The sequence below is a fragment of the Pedobacter insulae genome, assembly GCF_900113525.1.
Classification (GTDB): Bacteria; Bacteroidota; Bacteroidia; order Sphingobacteriales; family Sphingobacteriaceae; genus Pedobacter; species Pedobacter insulae.
This window is the reverse complement of the sequence record NZ_FOPP01000005.1, coordinates 35,720-53,196: the sequence shown is the minus strand read 5'-3', so window position 1 is coordinate 53,196 and position 17,477 is coordinate 35,720. Positions and strand designations below refer to the sequence as shown.

The following is a 17,477-nucleotide window of genomic DNA, read 5'->3' as shown; positions in this document are numbered from 1 at the left end:
CGTTAAACAAGAAAGGCCGGATTTTAATCCAGCCCTTCAAATATCATGTGCATAATTATTATGCTTCTGCTAGTTCTTGTGTCAATGCTTCATCAACTAAGATACGGCCACAGTGCTCACAAACGATTACTTTTTTGCGCTGGCGAATATCTAATTGTCGCTGAGGTGGAATTTGGTTAAAGCAACCTGAACATGAATCCCTGTCAATTGTAACTACTGCTAACCCATTTACTGCGTTAGTACGCAATCTATGATAAGCGGTTAATAAACGTTCCTCAATTTGAGTTGCTGCTTTCTCTGCTTTCTTTACCAATCCCTGCTCTTCCTTTTCCGTTTCTGAGGTAATGGTTTCAAGTTCTGCTTTTTTAAGTTCTAAATCACCCTTCCTAGTCTCAATATTTGCTAAAGCTTGATCGTAAATTTCTGTTTTTGAGGCGATTTCAAAGCCATGCTCCTTGATTTTCTTCTCACAAACTTGTATCTCTAGATTTTGGATTTCAACTTCTTTAGTTAAAGCATCGTATTCGCGATTGTTTTTAACATCTTTTAATTGAGTTTCGTATTTTTTAATTAAGTTTTGTGAATCCTTAATCATGTTTTTACGATTTACGATTGCATCTTCAGTATCGTCTAATTCTGCCTTAATCTTTTGTATGCGTGTTTCTAATCCAGCAACTTCATCTTCTAAATCAGCGACTTCCATTGGTAATTCGCCGCGAATTTGACGTATTTTATCAATTTTGGTGTGTAAGTTCTGTAATTCGTATAAAGCTTTTAGCTTTTGCTCTACTGTTTGTTCCATTAAATGAAATAATTTATGGGGTTTGTATTATGCTCCGTTAAACGGATTGCAAAGTTAGGAAATTTTTCTTGAATATTATCTATCAACAAATTAGATTAAATTTTCGGAACAATTGATCGCTTCATCCTGCCCAGCTATCTCTATCCAAACTTCGGTATTGTATCGCTTCAGCCAGATGCTCTTGTTCAATCTTCATGCTTCCTGCTAGGTCGGCAATAGTACGAGCTACTTTTAAAATCCTATCAAAGGCCCGGGCCGACAAGCCCAGTTTCTCCATCGCCTTTTTGATGAGGGCTTGCCCAGATTCGTCTATCTTGCAAATCTGCCGCACTCGATTAGGGCTCATTTGCGAATTGAAGTGTACATATTCATCATCTGCAAATCGCTTTTCTTGCCAAGTTCTTGCTTTCATTACCCTTTTTCTAATCTCACTGCTTTTTTCCGCCTCTCGGGAGGAGGAAAGGGCATTAAAATTAACAGGTGTCACTTCTACATGGAGGTCTATGCGATCTAACAAAGGTCCTGATATTTTGCTGAGATATTTTTGCACGATGCCTGGCGCACAGATACATTCTTTTTCCGGGTGGTTATAAAATCCACAAGGACAGGGGTTCATTGAGGCTACCAACATAAAACTACTTGGATATTCAACAGAAACGCGAGCTCTCGAAATAGTCACCTTCCTTTCTTCCAGTGGTTGCCGCATAACCTCTAATACGCTTCTCTTAAACTCGGGTAATTCATCTAAAAACAATACGCCGTTGTGCGCAAGTGAAATTTCACCGGGCTGCGGATTCATTCCTCCACCAACCAAGGCTATGTCCGAAATTGTGTGGTGCGGTGAGCGGAATGGTCTTTCGGTCATCAAAGCATTGGAGGAAGTTAGTTTGCCTGCGACCGAGTATATTTTAGTGCTTTCTAAAGCTTCCTGCAGGTTTAATGGAGGTAAGATAGTAGGTAGCCGCTTCGCAAGCATTGTTTTGCCAGCGCCTGGTGGACCAATCAGAATTACATTGTGGCCGCCTGCCGCAGCAATCTCCAATGCCCGTTTAATGTTTTCCTGACCTTTTACGTCTGAGAAGTCTTGTTCGTAGCTATTAATCTGCTTCAGAAACCGAGCACTCGTATCTATGATAACGGGAAGAGGTTTGGCTTTATGTTTAAAGAAATTGATGACATCCAGTAGAGTCCCCATTCCATATACCATCACATTGTTTACAATTCCCGCTTCATTGGCATTCTCTTTTGGGAGGATAAAGCCTTTAAAGTTGGCATTTCTAGCTTGCAGAGAGATTGGCAATGCCCCTTTTATACGTTGTAAATCGCCATTTAAGGAAAGTTCACCCATCAAGAAATAATCCTCCAGCGTTTCTGGGTCTATTTGTCGGGAGGCAGCGAGTATACCGATGGCAATCGCTAAGTCGTATGCGGAACCTTCTTTTCGAATATCTGCGGGAGCAAGATTTACCAAAATTCGCTGTCGTGGCATGTGGTAACCAGAATTTTTAATGGCGCTCGCCACTCGAAACATACTTTCTTTTACCGCATTATCAGGCAATCCCACCATAAAATATTTGGTGCCACTACTTACGTTTACTTCAATAGTAATCGTTAAAGCATCGACCCCGTAAACGGCACTTCCATAGGTTTTTACTAGCATAAGTAATTAAATGTATGCAAAGCAAAATGGATTTGCTGTATTCTCTAAGGCGATTTTTTACGATTCAAATCAGCAAGAAATTTGTTTAATCTGACAGGATGGAGAATTTCTTTTTTCTTAAGCCAAGACTCAAAATTAAGTTCCCCGCGGTCTAGCTTAAGCGGCTACCAACGGTTACCGCCCCTGTGGCATCTTTGGCATATTCTTCATCATTTTGGCTGCGGCAGCGGGATTAGAAAACTGCTTCATTACTTTACGCATGTCTTCAAACTGCTTAATCAGTTTAGTTACCTCTTCCACTTTGTTGCCCGAACCCTTGGCAATACGCAGGCGTCTGCTTTGTTGTATGCTATCTGGATTCTCTTTTTCAAAAGGCGTCATTGATTGAATGATTGCCTCCACATTTTTGAAAGCGTCATCCTGAATGTCAACATTCTTCATCATCTTACCCACGCCAGGAATCATTCCCACAAGGTCTTTCATATTCCCCATCTTTTTGATTTGCTGAATCTGGTTGTAGAAGTCGTTGAAATCGAATTTATTTTTACGGATTTTTTTCTGTAGTTCGGCGGCCTCTTTCTCATCAAATTGTTGTTGCGCTCTTTCTACTAAGGAAACCACATCACCCATACCCAAAATACGAGAAGCCATCCGATCTGGATAGAACACATCAAGTGCTTCCATCTTCTCGCCCGTTCCAATAAATTTAATGGGTTTGTTAACAACAGATTTAATAGAGAGTGCCGCACCGCCACGGGTATCACCGTCCAGTTTTGTTAAAACTACCCCGGTAAAATCAAGGCGGTCGTTAAAGACTTTAGCCGTATTTACGGCATCTTGCCCTGTCATAGCATCTACCACGAATAAAATCTCATGAGGTTTGGTCTGCGCCTTAACTTCCGAAATTTCGTTCATCAAGCTCTCATCGATTGATAAGCGACCTGCAGTATCGATAATAATTACATTGTTGTTGTTTCTTTTACCCTCTGCAACACCTTCTAAGGCAATCGCAATCGGATCTTTTGAAGCCGTGTTTGCATATACAGGAACACCTATCTGCTCACCCAAAATTTGGAGCTGATCTACTGCAGCCGGACGATAAACATCACCGGCAACCATTAAAGGCTTCTTTCCTTTGCTTTTCAGGTGAAGCGCTAACTTACCCGTAAAAGTAGTTTTACCTGCTCCGTTTAAGCCTGCAATTAAAATAATAGTTGGATTGTTCTTTAGGTCTACCTCAGTTACTTCACCACCCATCAATGCGGTAAGCTCATCATTCATAACTTTGGTTAGCAACTGACCTGGAGAAACAGATGTTAATACATTTAAGCCGAGTGCTTTCTCTTTAACATCATCGGTAAAGCTTTTAGCGGTTTTATAATTTACATCGGCATCTAATAACGCTTTCCTGATCTCTTTCATGGTTTCTGCCACGTTGATCTCAGTAATACTTCCTTGTCCTTTTAAAACTTTAAATGCTCTATCTAGCTTATCCTGTAAATTTTCAAACATATTCCTAATATTAAAGCACAAAGGTATTAAAATTTGCGCAAATGTTTTAAGACTAAAAATGGATGGCTGTTAAACTCATTACGACTGATTTGTATCTATAATGTTACCAAACTACTAATCGATTAGTTTTGTTATTAATTTATTAGTACTACCTTCGTTATATAATTTTAAGATGATGATCAAATTGGCAAAAAGAGAAGAGCAAATCATGCAGGCATTTTGGGATGTTGATAAAGCGTTTATCAGAGACATCATTCCTTTGCTCCCAGAACCAAAACCTCATTATAATAGTGTGGCTACTATGGTTAAGATTTTAGAGGAGAAGGGGTTTTTGGGGCATGATGTAGTGGGAAATATGTTTTGTTACTTCCCGGTAATTAGTAGAGAGGAATATCAAAAACACGCATTAAAAGATGTAGTAAGTCAATACTTTGACAACTCTTACCCGCGGATGTTAGCTTTTTTTGCAAAAGAACAAAATCTCTCAGAAGATGAATTAACGGAAATCGTAAACCTGATTAAAAACAAGGAATCATGATTAACTATGCTTTAAATGTGGCTTTGATGCTTGCTGGCTGCTTTATATTTTATAAATTGTTATTGCAGAAAGAAACCTTTTTCCCATTAAATCGCTTTGTTTTATTAGGCTGTTTATTCCTTTCATTTAGTTTGCCTTTAATTCCTGTTCCGCAGCAATTATCTTTTAGAAAAGCAAATAATGCTGTTTTAGGCGCCGAATTAAACAGCACGCCGAAAGTGGAAGGAGTTCCAGTACCATCCACCAATAGTGTCAACTTAGCCAAGCAAGAAACAAGCGCCACAAAAGCGTCAGTCTTCAAAGAAATCTCACCGCTTACCTTAGTTATATGGATATACTGGCTTGGAGTACTCATTTTTGGCCTAAATTTCTTGTTCCAACTTTGCGTTTTGATATACAAGAGTTATGCCCGGCCATTTATACAGGATGGAAAATTTAGGATAGTGGAACTTACAGGAGAACAGGCTCCCTGTTCATTTGCTAATAATATTTTTATCAATCCTGATAAATACGACTGGGATACCTATAGCCAGATTATATTACACGAAAAGATACATATCCAACAGGGCCATAGTTACGATATCATTTTTGCGGAGTTGGCGCTAATTTTTCAGTGGTTTAATCCTTTTGCCTGGTATTATCGGAAAGCCATGGAGGATAACCTGGAGTTTTTAACTGATAACGAATTGTTGACGCATTCTGATATTGAGCCGGCTAGCTACCAAATGAGCTTGGTAAAGGTCTCTGCTCCAAATTTCCCTGCAAGTTTAACTACAAATTATAATCAATCAATACTTAAAAAAAGATTATTAATGATGAAATCAAAAAAATCAAATATCAACGCTACATGGAAATATCTATGTATTGTTCCGCTACTGCTTGTATTTGTTTCCCTATTAAATGAGCCCGTAGCATTTGGAAAATCAACTGATGGGAAAAGCAGCAGTAGTTTTTTAAAGGTCTCCAATAAGGGGACTTGGTTTGCGACTATCAAAAAGGATAAAATCAGTATCCGCTTTGAAGATGAAGACAACACCAATAATCATAACAACAGCGATTTTGCTTTAGCAGACTTCAAAAATATACCAACAGCGGAGAAAGGAAATTTTTCGCTAACAAGAGAAGCTGGAACGATCTATTTTACTGGAAAGTTTGATGGCAATGCAGGGATGGGCAGTTATGAGTTTAGAGCGGATGAGGATTTTTTTAAACTTTTAGAAAGGGAAGGTATTGCTGCCAACAAAGAAAAAGATGCTATGGTTTTCTATATGGTAAATCTAAAAAAGGATTTCATCAAAATGCTTAAAAACCAAGGCTATACTCGATTGTCTAAAAATGATTTAATTCCGCTTTCTGCACTGGGTGTTACAGAGCAGTATATTAATTCTCTAAAAAACCAGGGATTGGACGATGTAAGTCTGCAGGATCTTATTCCACTCAAAGCGCTAGACGTAGACGCGGCTTTTGTTGCTGGAATTAAAAAATCGGGTTATAAGACCGTTACTCCGAGTAAATTAATTACTTTAAAAGCTCAGGGTATAGATGGCGAATTTTTAAAAAATGCCAAAAGCGCTAGTGATGCAACCGTTCATGCAGGCGTTAAATCTCCAAAAATTAATACTAATACGAACCATCAAACAAATGGTAACGACGACGAGGATGATATGTCTGAATTGGGGATGATAATTGCAAAAAAGGCGCTTAATATTACTGGAGATTATATCAGAACATTTACAAATGCGGGATTAAAATTCTCTGATGATGAACTTATGGCCATTAAAGCATTAGGCATAACGCCAGCATACTGTAAGAGTTTTGAAAATTTAGGACTTGGTAAACTCACTTCCGAAGCGTTTGTCTCTATGAAGGCTCTTGGATTAACTGCCGAAGATTACAAAAACTATCAAAAGCTGGGCTTTAAAACCCTAACAGTTGAAGCGGTGGTGGGGGCAATGGCAACGGGAACCACGCCAACCTATATTGAAGAAATGAAAAAGAGAGGATACAATTATCCTTCTATAGATAAGTACGTAGAGAAAAAGGTTCTTTTGGGACTGTAACAATAAAATTTATTTTGAGGTGCAACATTTCATTGGCTTTAACAGTCTAATGTAAACAAACAAATTGAATGAAATTATTTTTTACTGGCTTGGTCATTGCGCTGAGTGTTACAATTAGTGCGGCACAAAATGCACAACCAAAAAAGAAGCTAGTTGCACAAAGAACTTCTGAAAGTCCCAAAATAGACGGAAATTTGGATGATGCAGTATGGGCAAAAGCAGCTGTGGCAACAGATTTTATCGAGTTAAAACCTGTTCCTGGCAGAGTTGAAACAAAAGAAGGCGCTACCGAAATAAAAATATTATACGATGATCACGCGATCTATCTTTCGGCGAGGATGTATGATAATCCTGATAGCGTAGTAAGAGAATTAGTTGCTAGGGACCAAATTGGTAATGCCGATTTTATAGGAATTGTTTTTGACACTTTTTTAGATGGGGTGAATGGAAATGGGTTCTTTGTTACAGCGGCAGGTGTACAATTTGATGCCAAATATTCCCTAATAGGAGATGAAGATCCTAATTGGAATGCTGTATGGGAAAGCAGCGTAAAAATTGATGGCAAGGGTTGGACCGCCGAAATGAAGATTCCTTACTCAGCATTGCGTTTTTCGAGCAAAGAAATTCAAAACTGGGGTATGAATGTAACCCGAAAGCGCACAGGTAAAAATGTCCAAACTTTTTGGAATTATGTGGATCCCAAGATAAATGGGTTTATAAATCAGAGCGGGATCTTAGAAGGATTGCAAAATATTAAAGCACCGCTTCGGTTGTCCTTTTCACCTTATGTTTCTACTTTAATTAGTAACTATCCATACAATACGCCGGGGGTAAAAAACACGCAGGCGGCTTTCAATGGAGGGATGGATGTAAAGTACGGCATCAATCAAAGTTTTACACTTGACATGACATTGGTTCCGGATTTCGGGCAGGTACAGAGTGATTACAGGGTATTAAATTTGACACCCTTTGAAGTAAAATTTAATGAAAACCGACAGTTTTTTACCGAAGGAACGGAACTCTTTAATAAAGGAGATTTATTCTATTCAAAAAGAATTGGGTCTATTCCTTCCTATTTCGATAATAGCGGCATAAAGAGTACTGATAAGGTTATTAAAAGCCCCCAGGAAGGGAAGGTGCTAAATGCGACCAAAATATCTGGACGTACAGCAAAGGGCTTAGGAATAGGTTTGTTTAATGCGGTTACCAATAAGATGTTTACAGTGGTAGAAGACGCAACAGGAACTAGGAGAAACGTTGAAAGCCAGCCATTAACTAACTATAATATTTTTGTGCTGGATCAATCATTGAAAAATAACAGCTCCATTAGCGTAATTAATACCAACGTATTGCGACAAGGGAGTGCCTATGATGCGAATGTTAGCGCCGCACTTTTCAATATCAGCAACAAGAGCAATGAATATTTTGTGAGTGGAGAAGGGAAAATGAGCTATGTTACCTCTGACCCTGTTAAGAAAAACCGAAACGGATATAGTTATGAGTTGGAAGGCGGTAAAAAAAGTGGCACGTTTACCGTCGTTTATGAGCAAGAATTTTCGGATACTCGATTTGATCCCTCTGATATGGGCTTTTATACCAATAATAACTTTTTTGATCAGTCGGTAAATTTTGGATATAATATTTATAAACCGGGTAAATGGTATAATCAGATTCAGGCTTGGACAGAGATTGAATATTCGAGAAGGTATAAACCCGGAGACTTCCAGAGTTTAGGGATTTTCCCAGGCGTTTATATTCAATATAAGAATTTCTGGTCGACAGAGTTAATTGGAAATTTCCTGGCCGAATCCAATGATTTCTATGAGTCAAGAAACGGTCAGGTATATAAGGCGCCAAGTAGTTATCGGGTAGCGGTTTACGTAAACCCTAATCGAACAAAGGCGTATAATTTTGGGGGTAATATTGTACGTGAAAAAAGAGACTTGATGGATGGGGTTAGCTATAACTTTTACTTTTTTCAAAACTTAAGGGTAAGTGATAAACTGGCATTTGGTTTAGACTTAAATTTTCAACCAAGCTATAATTTTGTAAACTGGGTGGCGCTTAATGGCAACCAGTCTGTTTTTTCAAGGTACGATAGAAATACAGTAGAAAATACCATGGATGCTAAATATAGTTTCACAAATAAAATGGGAATTAGTTTAGGGGTTAGACATTATTGGTCGGACAGACGAAATAAGGACTTTTATAGTTTAAATGCGAGCGGCCGTCTAGATCCGTATAACGGTGCGGTGTTAAAAGATGTGGATCGTAACTATAACGTATTTAATATCGACTTAGTTTATATCTGGCAGTTTTCACCAGGAAGTGAGCTGAGTATCACCTATAAAAATGCGGCAGAAACCAATGAGCGATTTTATACCAAGCGCTATGGAAGGAATTTTGATCATGTATTGTCCGGCCCTCAAAACAACAGCTTGTCAATAAAAGTGCTGTACTATGTGGATTATCTAAACTTAGTAAAGAAGAAAAAGTAAACTAATTATCTTGGAAAAACAAAGGTAAACCCTAGTGCGAGCGTTTGGCTACCTTGTATCCTTGTATCGGTATCTCTATCATATATTCCTACCCCAGTTACCGAAACATTTATCGCGCGGTTCACCTTAGCAGTTAAGTTTACATCTAAACGATAATCGATATGACCGAAATTATCGTAAGGGATAAACATATTATACCTTGTTTTTAAATTTATATTACTGAAGATTTCTTTTTCATAAGCGGTTACAATCTGAAAAGCTAGCTCATTCCTGAAGTTCTTACCTTTTATTACCCCAAAATTATTTGGGTTGGTTCGATATAGTGCGGTATCTAGCACAAAAGTTTGACGGGCAGTACCGGTGCCAATTCGAGTTGAGAAAAACTTATTTGGTTTATATTCAAAACCTATAGACTCTGTTAAATAGCCCGGAGACATGAATTTCGATAGAAGCTTTTCGATTTCATTTCCACTCGCATCTTTGCTGTAGGCAAATCCGCGATCGAATTGTGATTCGAAGTTTACAGAACCAAAGAAGTACCAGTTTTTGGAGAGTTGAACCGCAGCTTTGTTATCCCAATAAATCCGGTCGGTCGTTTTCTTTTGCAGCTGACTTTTATTCTTTATTTTACCATATTGCAAAATAACTTCACTCACATAACTGTAGCTCTCTTTGCTATATTCTGCTTTATAGTTAATTAACCCGCCTAGAGCAAATGAATTTACTCCGCCACCTTTCCAGTTATCACTAAATGCGGCCTGATTAATATTCACTCCTATTTGGGTTTTTGTTTTCCAGTAATTTACTTTTGCGTTCACAATAACAGGGGTAAGGCTAACTGGATTAAAAGAAATACTACCTGTACGTGAAGGTAAAGGGCTTCTTTTCAGTTTGATATCCAGGTCTTTAGTAGAAATAGGAATTGTATCGATTTCTTGTGCTAAGAGATGAGGAGAAAGGGCAAATAGAAGGAATAACAGTAAAAATAAACGCTTCATTGTTGCAAAGAAAAACAAAAAATTTGAAAATTATAGGTTAATTAGCTAAAAAAGAAATGCATTTATTCATTGCCCTAGTGGTTGCGTAGGTGTCATTTTGGGTAGTTTAGGTAATCTAAAGGTAGCTGGATTACGCTTATAAGAATTATAGCTGTTTTTAATAAACAACACAAAAGCATAATCACTGGCGTTTAGGACAAACTGGTAGGTCGGTCTATATTGTAGCATAAAGTCATCGATATCGAACGTTGGTGACCCCAAAACAGACTTTACATACGCTGGTTTATAGCGATAATCAATAATAGCTTCATGGTAATCTTTTTCAAGAATGGCTTGCAGATGGCGTGCATTTTTACCCTGCCGACTGAGCAAATTGTAGATCGCATCAATTCCTAGGCCTACACCGCCAGAACCTAAATTTAAAAGGTCTTTGGTGCTTCCCTTATCGAGTGCGTACTTATATTCTTTAAGTTTTTTGGCGTACAGTTCTTGTGGTGTTGGCGTTTTCCCATAAATTTCTACCTGATTTAAGGTAATAGTGAGCGCCTTTAGCTGAATGATAATTGATCCTTTTCCATTATATACAACCGTATCCATTGCGTAGCCAGAAAGCGCAGCAAAAATAGTGTCTCCAACTTTCGCTTTTGTGGTAAATTCTCCTTTTAAATTGTTATAAATACCTTCATCGTTAGCAGGATTATAAATGTATACCCGCGCCAATCTGGCCTTGGTGTCTTTATCTATAACAAAACCTTGAACAGGAATAGTTTGGGCAAAGAGACGGCCACTTAAAAAGATAAGCAAGAAAAGGGCAGATAACTTCATTCGCAACAAAACTACAATATAAGTAAATAGTTCTTGTTAGTCTTAACATTATTTAACTACTAACAGTTTTTGTCCGACTTTAATTGTCGTATCAGTTATTTTATTCAAGGCCTTTAGTTCGTCGACTGTTAAATTATACAAGTTGGCGATCTTAAAAAGAGTATCTCCGGCCTTAACAATATAATGGGTTTCCTTAGGAGTATCTGTCGTTTTCGCCGAATCCTCTTGTTTTGGCGGATCTTTTGGAGCAACAGCTACGGGTTTGAATTTTTTTGTTTCTAGCGGAATGTTTGCATTGATCTCCGTAAATACCCGGTCTTCGCGAGTAATTTTATCCTTTTCAGTTTCAGCTTGATCATATTGAAATAGGCTGTACTTTTCAATTACATTAATTAGTAACTCAGGGTATTTGGGATTGGTTGCATATCCCGCTGTTTTTAAACCTGTTGCCCAGTTTTTATAATCATTCTTGTCTAATTCAAATAAGAAACTATAGCGTTTACGTTTTAAGAAAGTTGAATGATCCCTGTACGATTCGTTTGCATCTTGATAAACTCTAAAACAATCATTATTTTGATCGTCATTTTTATAATAGGCCTTACCTTTCCAATCGCTGGTGCATTTAATGCCAAAATGATTATTAGCATATTTTGCTAAGGTGCTATTGCCACTTCCAGATTCTAAAATCCCCTGAGCCAAGGTAATACTCGCCGGAATCCCGTTGGCATTCATTTCTTCAATAGCTACATCTTTAAAAGCTTCGATATAAGTTAGTGTAGTATAGTTCGGAAAATTTGGGGTTTGCGCTATAGCTTCCTTTTCAATTTGTTTATTGTTGCGGCTATACTTGTGCGAGGCGCAACTGCCGAATATTATTGTTGTTGTAATTATTAAATAAAAGGTAGATTTCTTCATCAGAGTTTAATTTTTTGACCAGGTTTTAAAGCTGGTGATTTTAAACCGTTTTTCCGCATTATAGAAGTAACGGTTGTGTGATTTTTCTTTGCTATGGTACTTAAATTATCGCCAGGCTTAATTGTATATATTTTATTTTTTTTAGGCGCTAATGTTTTTCGGCTCGGAGCTTCTGGGGGGTTAATGGGTTCTATATATCCTTCAGGCCGATTATCATATTGAAAGAGCTCATATTTCTTAATGATTGCAATAACTTGTGTCGCCCAGGTTCTACTCGCAGCATAACCACCTCGCTGAATTCCACGTGCCCAATTTTTATAATCATATTGATCATACTGGTCAAAGAGTACATTAAAGTATTTCCTGCTTTGTAAGAAAGAAACGAAATGACTATACGAAGAATCAACAGAGGGATAGTCTCGATAAGCAGATTGGATTTCAGCATTGCTATTTGCTCCTTTAACCCCGAAGTGATTATTCAAATATTTCGCAATTTTACTTCTTCCTGCAGCCGATTCATGGATGGCAACCCCTAAGATAATACTTGCAGGTAATTGATATTGTTGCATGAGGTATTGCGCATGGTTTACATTGGCCAAAATATAATCTTGCGTAGATTGAGCTTTGATAGAGAGTATGCTCAAACCAAGTAAAAAAAGCAGTAGAAATGTTTTTTTCATTCCTGTTTATTTAAAACAGTTAATCATTTTTTCTTATTACAAAAAGTCCGTCCCTCACTGGAAGAATTAATTTTTCAACCCTTTTATCGGAAGCAATTTTGTCGTTAAAAGTACGAATGTTTTTGGTGTCATTATCCTGAGCGTTACTTAAAACTTTTCCACTCCATAATACATTATCAACGATAATCAATCCGCCAGGCCTCACTTGTTCAAAAACTAAATCATAATAGGTACCATTATTTTTCTTATCAGCATCAATAAAAACCAAATCAAATGTTTCACCGTCTAAGCTTTTTAAGCTATGCTGAGCATCGCCAATAATGTACTTAATCTGGTGATCGAATGTTGATTTTGCAAAATTATTCCTTACTGTATCTTCCAATTCTTCATTTATGTCGAGGGTGTAAATCATACCATCATCAGCTAAGCCCTCTGCCAAACACAAAGTCGCATAACCCGTAAACGTTCCTATTTCTAGGATTCTTTTAGGCCGGTTCATTTTGCTAAGCATGCTTAAAACCCTGCCTTGATAATGGCCACTTAACATACGCGGCATGAGTACTTTTAGCTGGGTTTCCCTATCAATATGTTGTAATAGTTTATGCTCGGGTTCGCAGTATTTCAATAATAAGTTTTGAAGGTCTTCACTAATCATTGTGATTATAAACGATTTTTTTTACAAAGTTATTGTTTTTTATAAATATGGTTGGCGACAAAGCTTAGCTCATTTACCGGCCATAAAATACTGCAAAATTATGGTGGCGGAAATGGTATCCACTCTTTCTTTATCTCGTCTATCCATTTTTTTTAACCCACTATTCATAATGGTTTGTTGTGCCAATTTCGAAGTAAAGCGTTCATCAATCCAGTGTTGAGGAATGGAGGGAAAAGATTTCTTTAACAGCGTAGAAAATCCCTTAACATGTTGTGCAGAATCTGAGGGACTTCCATCCATTTGTCTGGGATCACCAATTACGAAGGCTTCAACTTCTTCTTTTAATAGATATTGTTTTAAATATTCCATTATGTCTTTAGGGTGGACAGTATCTAAACCGGTTGCAATAATTTGCAAGGGGTCTGTAACCGCAATCCCTATCCTTTTAGTCCCGTAATCAAAAGCTAAAATACGCGCCATGTTAAAATTTTAAACTATTTAAATTTTTGTCAACCAATAAACCCTCAATAGCAACTAAATTAAAAGCGACTTTACGTTTAGCCTTTAATTTGATGATAAAGAGCTCTTCGCTACCATTTAGGGTGTCTTGATTTCCAATATTAACAAAAGTTGGATACAATACTTTTGCGCCATTAGTGTGAAGTCTATCATATGTTAGGTTATTCATGGCCTTAGTTGCTAATGTTTGCACACCTACATATTCATAATCTTGCTGGTTATAAGGTAAACTAAAGCTTAAAGCATTTATGCCAACTAAGTTCGAGCCCTTAACTTTAATTTCAACAATTTCCCCGGCATTTAAAGTTGTTCTTGACGGAGTTAAAATTAAATTACCAGCTAATTTTTCTGCTTTGCCCATTTCTACGCCGCCATCCAATTGTGTGGCTACCTGAGAGATATCGAAAGCATCTATGACATTGTTTTTGTTGATATCTCCATTGCTGATATAACCATCAAAATCTCCATCTCCTTTGCGTAAACCAGTGTAGTTGGTGTAGGAAACCAAGTCGTTTACGTCAATTATTTTGTCATTATTAATGTCGCCGGGAATGTAACTTTCTGTTCCCGGAACTTTAAACACATATAGTTCTCTGCCTGAGCCAAATCCACCCACTCCGTTGGTAATTGACAATTTTATATAGCGGGCAGTTGGCAAGTTGCTAAAATTGAAAGTTTTTACCTCACCGTTTCTTGCCCACTCAAATTCTCCTGCAGTTGTCCATGAAGTTTTATCAACACTATAAAAAACTGATCCTTTTAGCAAAATCCCATTTCCACCGTCTGTACGCGGTAAATATTGAAATTTCTCTATTTGATTCATGCTTTTCAAGTCTAAAATCATATCAAATGGTAATGAATTTACGCCCCATTTGGTGTGCCAATCGTTTCCTTCATCAAAATCAAATAACTTGTTAATACCAGAGCCGCCTTGATTTAATGCGGTTGTTTCTCCTTTGATACCTCTTATTGCGAATTGCAATGGATTTGGACTAGTAGTTGCTTTGATTGCGACCCAATCAGAATGACCCTCTTTATTTACTGCCCTCAATTTAAATGTGTAGGCTGTTTCTGGGGTTAGGTTGTCAAACAATAAGGTAGTGTCTTTAATTGTGGTGAATAACATATCGTTGAATTCAATCTCATAGAAATCTGCATTTGTTACAGCTTTCCAAGATGGCATTAAGGTAAATGCTTTAGCGTTTTTTGCACTAACCTGAGCCAAATTCGGCGCCACTAATGGTCCCGAAGAAACTTTGTTGTGATCCGCAGGCTCGAAAACAAAGCCGTTGATGGTTAGTTTAATATCATTTTTGGTTATATCAGTTTGTGGCAATTTTACTAATACCTGAGGGTTTTTAGCTAACACTATTTTTTCAAATTCACTTCCTTTGGTTGCAAAGCGATTTAGGTTTGGCTTAGCGTTGTAGAAATAACCGTTTTGTATGGACTCAAATTCTTCAATCGAATTAACTGCCATAAGTTTCACACTTTTTCCGCCAATTGTTGCACTTATCTTTTTTGGTGCTGCGGTTACATTAATTACAAATGAAGTTGCCTTTTCTTTAACGAAACCTTCAAAATCACCTTTGGTGGGCTCGATGGTAATAGTTGCTTTTGTTTTATCAACAACAGATGAAATTAAGGTGGTTGATCCCTCGCCCCGTTTGTAAGCTTCAGTAATTCCATCATCATCGTATGCGGTAAAACTACTTTCCTTGTCGGGATAGATTTCATATATACGCAACGCTTTATTTATTTCTGATACATTGTTGCTAGGGTTTGTCATCGGGATAATTGCCCCGCTTTTAACAAATACCGGGATTTTCCAAATGGGCACCTCAAAGTTGTTGAGTATAGTATTCCCAGCATATTTTTCTCCTGAAAAATAATCGATCCAAGTGCCTTTTGGCAAGTAGATATTATTGCGGATATCATTTCCTTTTTCATCAGCTTTTGTGGCTTGATAAACAGGTGCTACCAGAAAGTTCGGACCAAAGAGATACTGATATTGTGTTGCGATACCTTGGGTATAGGCATTCGTATCAGCTATGAACATTGCTCTTATAATTGGTAATCCATTTACTGCCTCTTTAGCGATACTATATTGGTAAGGTAGCAATGTAGATTTCATTTTCAAATACATGCGGTTAATAGAGGCTGCTGGTTCTCCCTGAGATTGAGGGTATTTTTGACTAGAACCCCAGCCATCCATATTTAATTGCATTGGGGTAAAGGTTTTCCACTGAAAATCCCGAATGTTCACGGCCATGTTTTTACCGCCAAAGATACCGTCCATATCCGAGGTAATGTTAGGTTGGCCAGATAAGCCTGAGCCAATGTAAGTTGGAATATGAAAACGAATGTATTCCCAAACGCCTCCCGTTTGATCACCGCTCCAAATGGTTGCATAGCGTTGAGTACCAGCCCACCCATCTAGAGAAATAATAAACGGCCGTGCATCATTACCATAATAAGGCATTGTTTTTCCAACATCAGCAACACCGTTTAAGCCGAACGAGTAACCTGCTCCTACCCAGGCCACGTCTGTTTTCAGCACTCTCACCCCGGCATCTCTCACCTCTTTTAAGATATCTCGTTGCAATAAAGCACTTACGGTAGGTTTGGGATGCAGATCGGACTGAGTCCACAAACCTATTTCGACACCTTTTTTTCGGGCATATTCACCGAAACTTTTTAGGTTTTGGATATTGCCATCTAAAGTTTCCGTTTGCCCATATCCTGCTCCATATCCATCATTTGGTAAAATCCAACCGAGCGGCATATCATGCTTGCTATAACGATCTATCACCCCGCGAGCCGAAAATTGGTAATTGTTTTTCTCGCCATTCAGCGACTCTTTTATTCCACCGTTGTCTTTTTGACTTTCCTTATAGGTTTTGCCATCTTCAAATAAAATCCCGGTAGGATCTTCTTTCCAATAATCGCGGTTAAACGCATTTAAGTGCCCCTCATAAAAACCAAACTTTGGAAGTAAAATGGGGTTTCCCGTTAATTGATAGAAATCATTCAACAAAGGAACCATCCCTTCACTGATCATGAAAAACAGGTCTAAATAGCCTGTTTCGTGAAAAATATTTACAGTTCCCTTTTCTTTTGCACCAAAATCATAACGTCCTTTTTTGAAGGTGTGCCACATTACTCCGTAACCTTTAGTACTCCAATAAAAAGGAGTTGGTGAGGCTACTCCTCCATCTGTCCAACTGTTTTGATTTTCGATGGCTATAGACTTTCCTTTATGCGAAAAACGGCCGTTTTGTACGCCACCACCATAAAAGTATTCTTGAGGATGTTCTTTTAAAGTAAGGGATACCTTTTCTTTATCAAAGGTGATTGGCGCAATTTCTTCAACAACAAGCGTTTGATTTTTGCGATTAATAATTTTAAACAGGGTCGATGACTTATCAAATAAGATAGTTACCTGGGCAGTGGATATAAAAATCTGTCCGCTTTCATCTTTTAAATCAAGCTTTGATATTGGTTTGCGTGGGTTGTTAACTAAAATTTGAGCTGCTGGTTTAGCCTCAGGGTCTCTAATTACTCCACCATTGTTATCTTGAAACATTCTGAAAATGTTTTCTCCATAAAAATCTATCGTTAATCGCTGGCTATCGTTATATAAAACTTCCACAGTTGTGGTATTAATGATTTTGGCGACAGTAATTTTAGGATTTTTTAATATAACATCAGCAAACGTTAGTATTGGCAAAATTGACAATATAAAAACGAATGCAATTAGTGGATTAATTCCGAAGTTGCGGCTTATTCTGTTCATAGTAATTACAGGAAATTTT

The 17,477-nt window shown here is 37.8% G+C and carries 13 protein-coding genes; 3 read left to right on the top strand and 10 right to left on the bottom strand.

What is annotated here, in order from left to right; translation table 11 throughout:
- Nucleotides 1–58: 58 nt before the first annotated feature.
- The 3 genes from BM207_RS09710 to ffh form a co-directional block, all read right to left on the bottom strand.
- On the bottom strand, nt 59–802 hold the full coding sequence (locus BM207_RS09710) for a zinc ribbon domain-containing protein (RefSeq protein ID WP_090993437.1): 744 nt from the start codon (nt 800–802) through the stop codon (nt 59–61).
- Between the two features lie 121 nt (nt 803–923).
- The gene (locus tag BM207_RS09705; RefSeq protein WP_090993435.1) at nt 924–2,462 is read right to left on the bottom strand and encodes a YifB family Mg chelatase-like AAA ATPase; all 1,539 of its coding nucleotides are present in this window, start codon (nt 2,460–2,462) and stop codon (nt 924–926) included.
- Between the two features lie 174 nt (nt 2,463–2,636).
- On the bottom strand, nt 2,637–3,974 hold the full coding sequence (gene ffh, locus BM207_RS09700; RefSeq protein ID WP_090993433.1) for a signal recognition particle protein: 1,338 nt from the start codon (nt 3,972–3,974) through the stop codon (nt 2,637–2,639).
- 172 nt (nt 3,975–4,146) lie between these two features.
- Between ffh and BM207_RS09695 the strand changes: the two genes are divergently transcribed.
- The 3 genes from BM207_RS09695 to BM207_RS09685 all read left to right on the top strand — a co-directional run bounded on the left by BM207_RS09695 (nt 4,147) and on the right by BM207_RS09685 (nt 9,070).
- Complete coding sequence (locus BM207_RS09695; RefSeq protein WP_245768072.1) at nt 4,147–4,512, top strand: BlaI/MecI/CopY family transcriptional regulator; 366 nt, start codon at nt 4,147–4,149, stop codon at nt 4,510–4,512.
- The gene (locus tag BM207_RS09690; protein ID WP_245768071.1) at nt 4,509–6,572 is read left to right on the top strand and encodes a M56 family metallopeptidase; all 2,064 of its coding nucleotides are present in this window, start codon (nt 4,509–4,511) and stop codon (nt 6,570–6,572) included. The genes BM207_RS09695 and BM207_RS09690 overlap by 4 nt, the downstream gene beginning before the upstream one ends.
- 68 nt (nt 6,573–6,640) lie before the next feature.
- Nucleotides 6,641–9,070, top strand: a complete 2,430-nt coding sequence (locus BM207_RS09685; RefSeq protein WP_090993431.1) for a DUF5916 domain-containing protein — start codon at nt 6,641–6,643, stop codon at nt 9,068–9,070.
- A 5-nt stretch (nt 9,071–9,075) separates the two neighbouring features.
- On the opposite strand, the gene BM207_RS09680 is transcribed toward BM207_RS09685, so the two are convergent.
- From BM207_RS09680 to BM207_RS09650, 7 genes are all read right to left on the bottom strand, one after another.
- Nucleotides 9,076–10,068: a DUF3078 domain-containing protein gene (locus BM207_RS09680; protein WP_090993429.1), complete on the bottom strand. Its 993-nt coding sequence runs from the start codon at nt 10,066–10,068 to the stop codon at nt 9,076–9,078.
- A gap of 66 nt (nt 10,069–10,134) precedes the next feature.
- A complete protein-coding gene (locus tag BM207_RS09675; protein ID WP_090993427.1) occupies nt 10,135–10,893 on the bottom strand; it encodes a hypothetical protein in 759 nt (252 codons plus the stop codon).
- Between the two features lie 48 nt (nt 10,894–10,941).
- Nucleotides 10,942–11,808, bottom strand: a complete 867-nt coding sequence (locus tag BM207_RS09670) for a glucosaminidase domain-containing protein (protein WP_090993425.1) — start codon at nt 11,806–11,808, stop codon at nt 10,942–10,944.
- Nucleotides 11,808–12,488 carry a glucosaminidase domain-containing protein gene (locus BM207_RS09665; RefSeq protein WP_090993423.1) on the bottom strand — a complete coding sequence of 227 codons (681 nt, stop codon included), beginning with the start codon at nt 12,486–12,488 and terminating at the stop codon, nt 11,808–11,810. The genes BM207_RS09670 and BM207_RS09665 overlap by 1 nt, the downstream gene beginning before the upstream one ends.
- Before the next feature lie 19 nt (nt 12,489–12,507).
- Nucleotides 12,508–13,143, bottom strand: coding sequence for an O-methyltransferase (locus BM207_RS09660; RefSeq protein WP_090993421.1), 636 nt, complete (start codon nt 13,141–13,143; stop codon nt 12,508–12,510).
- A 69-nt stretch (nt 13,144–13,212) separates the two neighbouring features.
- Nucleotides 13,213–13,623, bottom strand: a complete 411-nt coding sequence (gene ruvX / locus BM207_RS09655) for a Holliday junction resolvase RuvX (RefSeq protein ID WP_090993419.1) — start codon at nt 13,621–13,623, stop codon at nt 13,213–13,215.
- A gap of 1 nt (nt 13,624) precedes the next feature.
- Nucleotides 13,625–17,458 carry a TIM-barrel domain-containing protein gene (locus BM207_RS09650; RefSeq protein WP_090993417.1) on the bottom strand — a complete coding sequence of 1,278 codons (3,834 nt, stop codon included), beginning with the start codon at nt 17,456–17,458 and terminating at the stop codon, nt 13,625–13,627.
- Nucleotides 17,459–17,477 lie beyond the last annotated feature (19 nt).